Source organism: Tabrizicola sp. T46 (assembly GCF_057219895.1).
Window position 1 is genome coordinate 114,906 of the sequence record NZ_JBXVVV010000005.1, and the last position, 6,028, is coordinate 120,933.

Annotated in this window: 9 protein-coding genes; 5 read left to right on the plus strand and 4 right to left on the minus strand. The window is 63.4% G+C overall.

Translation table 11 applies throughout. The features are described from left to right. Window position 1 precedes the first annotated feature (1 nt). Genes AC2D9V_RS16930 through AC2D9V_RS16940 form a run of 3 tightly spaced genes read right to left on the minus strand, consistent with a single transcriptional unit; the run spans window position 2 to window position 1,355 of the window. Window positions 2-655 carry a TetR/AcrR family transcriptional regulator gene (locus AC2D9V_RS16930; protein ID WP_484715271.1) on the minus strand — a complete coding sequence of 218 codons (654 nt, stop codon included), beginning with the start codon at window positions 653-655 and terminating at the stop codon, window positions 2-4. After that, window positions 652-927: a DUF6522 family protein gene (locus tag AC2D9V_RS16935; RefSeq protein ID WP_133618482.1), complete on the minus strand. Its 276-nt coding sequence runs from the start codon at window positions 925-927 to the stop codon at window positions 652-654. The genes AC2D9V_RS16930 and AC2D9V_RS16935 overlap by 4 nt, the downstream gene beginning before the upstream one ends. Further along, on the minus strand, window positions 924-1,355 hold the full coding sequence (locus tag AC2D9V_RS16940; protein ID WP_484715272.1) for an Rrf2 family transcriptional regulator: 432 nt from the start codon (window positions 1,353-1,355) through the stop codon (window positions 924-926). The genes AC2D9V_RS16935 and AC2D9V_RS16940 overlap by 4 nt, the downstream gene beginning before the upstream one ends. A 75-nt stretch (window positions 1,356-1,430) precedes the next feature. On the opposite strand from AC2D9V_RS16940, the gene AC2D9V_RS16945 reads away from it, so the two are divergent. Genes AC2D9V_RS16945 through AC2D9V_RS16965 form a run of 5 tightly spaced genes read left to right on the plus strand, consistent with a single transcriptional unit; the run spans window position 1,431 to window position 4,941 of the window. Continuing rightward, entirely contained in the window at window positions 1,431-1,889 is a 459-nt protein-coding gene (locus AC2D9V_RS16945; protein ID WP_484715273.1) for a group III truncated hemoglobin, read from the plus strand. Between the two features lie 13 nt (window positions 1,890-1,902). Then, window positions 1,903-2,391, plus strand: coding sequence for a hemerythrin domain-containing protein (locus AC2D9V_RS16950; RefSeq protein ID WP_484715274.1), 489 nt, complete (start codon window positions 1,903-1,905; stop codon window positions 2,389-2,391). Window positions 2,392-2,419: 28 nt separating this feature from the next. Next, a complete protein-coding gene (locus tag AC2D9V_RS16955) occupies window positions 2,420-3,067 on the plus strand; it encodes a 5-formyltetrahydrofolate cyclo-ligase (protein ID WP_484715275.1) in 648 nt (215 codons plus the stop codon). After that, the gene (locus AC2D9V_RS16960; RefSeq protein ID WP_484715276.1) at window positions 3,067-4,272 is read left to right on the plus strand and encodes an NnrS family protein; all 1,206 of its coding nucleotides are present in this window, start codon (window positions 3,067-3,069) and stop codon (window positions 4,270-4,272) included. The genes AC2D9V_RS16955 and AC2D9V_RS16960 overlap by 1 nt, the downstream gene beginning before the upstream one ends. 6 nt (window positions 4,273-4,278) lie before the next feature. Then, window positions 4,279-4,941: an NnrU family protein gene (locus AC2D9V_RS16965; protein WP_484715277.1), complete on the plus strand. Its 663-nt coding sequence runs from the start codon at window positions 4,279-4,281 to the stop codon at window positions 4,939-4,941. Between the two features lie 4 nt (window positions 4,942-4,945). Here AC2D9V_RS16965 and AC2D9V_RS16970 read toward each other — a convergent pair whose 3' ends face one another. Next, the gene (locus AC2D9V_RS16970; RefSeq protein ID WP_484715278.1) at window positions 4,946-5,701 is read right to left on the minus strand and encodes a cyclic nucleotide-binding domain-containing protein; all 756 of its coding nucleotides are present in this window, start codon (window positions 5,699-5,701) and stop codon (window positions 4,946-4,948) included. Between the last annotated feature and the right edge of the window lie 327 nt (window positions 5,702-6,028).

The window sequence follows — 6,028 nt, forward strand, 5'->3', positions numbered from 1 at the left end:
GTCAGCCTCCTTCAACCCCAAGGAGCTGCAGCTGGACATCCAGAAGGCGCAGCCCTTCGGCCTGCAGGCCAAAGTCGCGCGCGCCCAGTGACCAGCGGATCGCCACCCCCTGCACCAAGGAAGTCAGCAAGACCGCCACATCCGCTGCTGCAACGTCATCGCGCAGGGTATGGGACTGCTGGCCCAGCTCGACTTCGCGCATAAGATGGCCATGGAAAGCGGTCAGCCGCCCGCGGAATGCCGTGCGCAAGGCCGCGTTCTCGACATTCAGTTCGCGGGAAAACAGCAGCATGGGCATCGCGGGTGTTGCTGCGATCTGGTCCAGTTGCGCCCGGATCAGGGCCCTAATCCTGTCAACCGGCAGCTCACTCTGTGCCACAGCCGCATTCCAGGCATGGGTCAGCGTTTCGGCCACCTGGTCGGCCACGGCACTCCACATTGCAGCCTTTGTTGGAAAATGCCTGAACAGGGCAGCCTGCGTCACGCCGACTTCGTTGGCGACGGCGCCTGTCGTCACCCGGTCCGGGCCGATCTGGTCGGCCAAGGCAAGGATCGTTGCCACGATTTCAGCCTTGCGGAAATCTGACGTCTTGCGCATCGATTCATCCAAGCAAGTAAGTGAGTAATCACTTACATAATCGGATGAAGGAGTCAACGTTCCAAGTCAGACGATCGGTCCCGCACCGGAAAGCGAGAACTCGACAGGATCGTTCCTGCCTCGTCGACCGTGAACCGGCAGGCGCGATTGATGTAGCGGAACGTCAGGCGCCAGCGTCCCGCGTCCGTCCCCACCCCGGCCTCGCAGATCGATGTCAGGGCACCGGTGCGCATCGACTCGCGAACGTCGGACTCGGTCAGTCCGAATGCTTCGGCGAGCAAGATTGCCGGAACGACAAAGCCTGCACCGTCACGTTCCACCTGCGTCATTGCGACACCACGAGGTTCTTTGGCAGCGGGGGCAGGGCGATATCGGCCAGTGTCGATCGGTCGAGATCCGTGAGAAAAGCTGCTTCCGCAGAACGCAGACGCGCCTTGAGCCGACAGCGCGTGTCTATCGAACAGGCACCCCCATCGGCCCCGAAACACTCGACCAAGGGCTGCCCTTCTTCCAACAACCGGATGACCTGGCCAAGCCGGATCTCGGACGCCGGTCGGGCCAGCACGGCGCCACCGCCGCCGCCGCGCCGGGTTTCGATCAGGCCTGCGCGCGCCAGATGCTGGATGATCTTGGCCAGATGATTGCGGGACAGGCCCAAGGCTTCGGCCAGTTCGGCCGTGGAGATGGCGCGCGACGGATCGGAGGCCATTCGCATCAGCATCCGTAGCCCGAAGTCGGTGAAGGAGGTCAGCCGCATGAGGTCGGTTTCCTTGAATAGGCATTTACAATACCAATTAGCAGGCCTAAGCCAAAGCGCAAGACGGAGACTCAGATGTCCAGCGCAACTGTCAGCTTGTCCATCCCGACAACCAGGCCGGAAGTGACGGCCGCCCTTATGGAAGAGACGGGTCTTAGCCTCGATGTTCTACGCGATCTGGTACACCGCTTTTACGGCTGTGTCCGTGCAGATGCCGTTCTGGGGCCGATCTTTGCGGCCCGCATCACCGATTGGTCCGTGCATCTTGAGCGGATGGTGACGTTCTGGTCTTCGGTCGCCTTGATGACCGGGCAGTATCATGGCCGGCCGGTGCCCGCGCATACTCCATTGCCGATCAATGCGGCACATTTTGACCGCTGGCTTGCGCTGTTCCGCGCGACAGCTGTTGATACCTGCACGCCCGCGGGTGCCTTGCACCTGATCGAGCGCGCCGAGCGGATCGCCCATTCCCTGCACATCGCCGTTCAGTCAGCCCAAAGCGACCCCGTCGCCCCACCCAAACTGTTCTTCTGACAGGAGACCTCACATGACCGAAGCTGCAGCGCCGTTCGAGCCGACCGCCCTGACCCGGCACATCGAGGAGCGCTACCATGCCCGCCACAGGGAGCAGCTTCCGCAACTGGTGGCAATGGCCGAGCGTGTCGAGGACGTGCACTTCGGCGACGTGGGCGTGCCTGACGGACTGTCGGCCCTGCTGCACCAGATGCTCGGCGAATTGGAGGTGCATATGAAGAAAGAGGAACTGATCCTGTTTCCCGCGATCCGCAAGGGCGGGATGCCCGGCATCGAGACTCCGATCGCGGTGATGCGCGCCGATCATGCCGGGCATGACCGCGAACTGGCCGCGATCTTCCGACTGACCGCAAACCTGACCTTGCCCGACGGGGCCTGCGGCACCTGGACCGGGCTTTACCGTGGACTGGATGAGTTCACCCGTGACCTGACCGAGCACATGCGGCTGGAGAACGACGTGCTGTTCCCGCAGTTCGAGGCGGAGCGGCGCGCCGATGTCTGAGCCGGGCCCATTCGCCTCGTCTCCCTGCATGGCTTGCGAGATCGCCCCGGACTACTTCGATCCGTTGGCTGTGGACCAAGAGCAGGTCCGCGACGTCGCTCGCTGGCGCAAGGCCGAGCGCGCGCGATTGCTCGCAGACCGTCAGGCCCTGTCCATGTCGCAGCGTCGTGCAGCGGCAGACATGATTGCCGCGCGTGTCGATACCCTGATGGCTGAACGTTTCCCGAGCGTCGACGGGCTGACGCTCTCGGCTTGGTGGCCGATCAAGGCGGAACTGAACTTGCGGCCCTGGCTGGAAAGCCTGCTCGCACGCGGCGCGCGCGTCACATTGCCCGTGGTCACAGCGCCCTCTGCACCACTGGCGTTCCGCCTATGGACGCCAGATTGCAGGATGGTGCAGGGCTTCTGGAAGATCCCGGTCCCGGCTGACGGGCCAGAGGTGGTGCCTGACCTGACTCTTGCCCCCTTGGTGGGCTGGCACCCGGCAGGGTTTCGGCTGGGCTACGGCGGGGGGTACTTTGACCGCACGCTCGCCGTGCTGTCGCCTCGCCCGATGACAATCGGTATCGGTCTGCAATCTGCCCGGCTTGCCACCATCTTTCCCCAACCCCGCGACATCGCACTGGACGTCATCCTGACCGAGGCCGGGGTCCAGTACGAACAGAAGGACGCATGATGACCACCACTGCCGAACAGATGCGCGCCTGGACCGGCCCTGCGATCCTGACCTACGGGTTCCGGCCATTCTTCTTCGGCGCCGCGACCGGGGCTGCGCTGGCCATGACGCTATGGGTGCCGATGCTGTCTGGTCATCTGACGCTGCCCACCGCCTTCGATCCAGTCAGCTGGCACGCGCACGAATTCCTGTTTGGATACCTCGGCGCGGTGATTGCGGGGTTTCTCTTGACCGCCGTGCCGAACTGGACAGGCCGGTTGCCCATCGTGGGCTGGCGGCTTGGCGGGCTGTTCTTCCTGTGGCTGGCCGGGCGCGTGGCAGTTGCCATGTCGAGTGACCTGCCCGCAGGATTGGCGGCGACGGTCGATCTGTCCTTTCCGCTGGTTCTGGCCGTTGCCATAGGGCGCGAGATCGTAGCGGGCAAGAACTGGCGCAATCTGATTGTGCTGGCGATGCTGGCGGTCTTTGCCCTTGGCAACGGCCTTTATCACTGGGAGGCGGCGCGAGGCGACTATGCCGCCCAAGGCCATGGCCTGCGGCTGGGGTTGGCGGCGGGAGTGATGATGATCGCGGTCATCGGTGGGCGGATTGTACCGTCATTCACCCGCAACTGGCTGGTGCGGCGCGGGCCGGGAAAACTGCCCGCCGCGCCGATGCAGGGGTTCGACAAGGTGGCCCTGCTGGCTCTCTTGGCGGCGCTGCTCATGTGGGTCGCGCTGCCGACGTCCTTGGTGACCGCCGTCTTGCTGGGGCTGGCAGGTGCTCTGCATGCTATCCGACTGGCGCGATGGGCGGGCATCCGCACGGCGGCGGAGCCACTCGTCCTAGTGCTGCACGCTGGTTATGCTTTCCTGCCTCTGGGGGCCATCGCGCTCGCGGCCGAGATCCTAATGCCGGGTGTCTTCGGCATGGCCGCAGCGCAGCATATCTGGATGGGTGGCGCTGTCGGGTTGATGACTCTCGCGGTGATGACGCGGGCAACCCTGGGCCATACTGGGCAAGAGTTGCACGCAGGCCCCGGCACGGTGGCGATCTATCTGGCGCTGGTCACCGCTGTCCTGGCGCGCGTGGTCGCGGGGGTCTGGACCGATGAGGCGATGGCGCTGCACAGCCTGGCCGGAGTGGCTTGGATAGGGGCCTTTGGCGGCTATGCCGTTCTGTACGGGCGGTTTCTGCTGCGCCTGCCGCCTGCGAAACGGATCTGACTGGGCATGGGCTGGAACGAATTCGCCTTTGCCTTCGCGGCCTTCTTCCTGACCCACTCCATTCCGATCCGCCCGCCGTTGCGGCCCTGGGCGGTGGCAAGGCTGGGGCATGCAGGCTTTGGCATCGCCTATTCGGCTCTCTCACTTGCCGTGCTGGCCTGGTTGATCGCGGCAGCGGGTCGAGCGCCCTATGTGCCGCTTTGGGACTGGGCGCCGTGGCAGAACCATGTCGTGCTGGCCGTGATGCTGCCGGTCTGCGTGATCCTGTCGCTGGCAATTGCACGACCGAACCCCTTTTCCTTCGGCGGCGCGCACAATGACCGGTACGACCCGGCGCGTCCCGGCATCGTCCGCCTGACGCGGCATCCCCTGCTTCTGGCGCTCGGGATATGGTCGGCGGCGCATATCCTGCCAAACGGCGACTTGGCGCATGTGATACTGTTCGGCACCTTCGCCGGTTTCGCGATGCTTGGCGGCCGCCTTGTCGACCGGCGGCGACAGCGAGAGATGGGGCAGAGATGGCACGACCTGCGCGCAGCCCTATCGGAATGCCCCGCATCGCTATCCCTGACCGCCGACACCCTTTTGCGCTTGGCTGCCGGGCTCATGCTCTATGCGGGGTTGATCTGGCTGCATCCCCTGGTGATCGGAGTGGACCCTCTGGTCTGACGCCTCAGGTGGACCCGTCGTCGATCAGCGGGTTCGGCTTGGCAAACCGCTCGAACTCTGCCTGGTTGGTGATTGTGATACGTGTTCCGTCCACCTCCAGCCCATAGGGCTGCAACCCCTTGAAGGCGCGGCTCAGGTTTTCGGCGGTCATCCCAAGCACTGAAGCGAGGCGGCGCTTCTCGAAATCAAGGTCGAACGATGCTGCCCCACCGGCGCGCCTCTGCTGGCGCAGCAAATAGTTCGCCAGCCGCTCCAACGATGTCCGCAGCTTCAGGTCTTTCTGCGCCTTAATGACCGAGCGGTAGCACTGCGCCAGTTCTGTCACGATGGCGCGGGCAAAGTTGCCGTCAATGTCGAAAACGGCGCGCACATCCTGACTGGGGATCAGCGCGATCCGGCTCTTCTCCAATGTGCGGGCTGACATGAGGTAAGGCGCATCCTTGATCGTAGCCGCCAGGATGAAAGTCGAGATGGGCCGAACGGTCGCAAGGCTGGTCTCACGGTCATTCCAGGCCGAGAAGAGGTCAACCGAACCGGAAAGCACAACATGCAGGAAGTCGCTCGGGTCGCCTTCAGTGATCAGTTCGATCTGCGCCGGGAAGTTCTGGACATAAGCACCGCGCATCAAGGCCGAGAAATTCTCGTCCGCCATCTGTGAAAACAGCGCGAGGTCGCGAATCTCCCTGAATGATGAATCGGGCATCCTGTCGTCCTTAGAAGTGCTTTGGCAGAGTCCAATCCCACGATTGATAATTGTCAAGCCAACAATTGATCATCGCAGGAGGAGCCTTGACTGACCCTGCAAGCGAACCTGACATTTTTCTCTAAGCCATTTATTTCAATAAGAAATCCGCAATAGATGATCTAGATCAACCTCTTTGGCCTGCGTGGATCTCAGCACTGGCATCAACCCCACTGGGGAAACTGCCTCCCTCTTGCCGGAGATCCCGCCATGCAGACCGCAACGACAGCCTCACGCGCCGACCAGACCCGCGCCCTGACGCTGAGCACGATCGCCTTCACCGCTTGTTTCGCCGTCTGGACGATCTTTTCGATCATCGGCGTCGCCATCAAGGGCGAGCTGGGG

Coding starts and splice junctions, on each gene's coding strand:
- AC2D9V_RS16935 (WP_133618482.1), bottom strand. CDS start 927: ATGACGCAGGTGGAACGTGACGGTGCAGGCTTTGTCGTTCCGGCAATC.
- AC2D9V_RS16940 (WP_484715272.1), bottom strand. CDS start 1,355: ATGCGGCTGACCTCCTTCACCGACTTCGGGCTACGGATGCTGATGCGA.
- AC2D9V_RS16945 (WP_484715273.1), top strand. CDS start 1,431: ATGTCCAGCGCAACTGTCAGCTTGTCCATCCCGACAACCAGGCCGGAA.
- AC2D9V_RS16950 (WP_484715274.1), top strand. CDS start 1,903: ATGACCGAAGCTGCAGCGCCGTTCGAGCCGACCGCCCTGACCCGGCAC.
- AC2D9V_RS16955 (WP_484715275.1), top strand. CDS start 2,420: ATGGCTTGCGAGATCGCCCCGGACTACTTCGATCCGTTGGCTGTGGAC.
- AC2D9V_RS16960 (WP_484715276.1), top strand. CDS start 3,067: ATGACCACCACTGCCGAACAGATGCGCGCCTGGACCGGCCCTGCGATC.
- AC2D9V_RS16965 (WP_484715277.1), top strand. CDS start 4,279: ATGGGCTGGAACGAATTCGCCTTTGCCTTCGCGGCCTTCTTCCTGACC.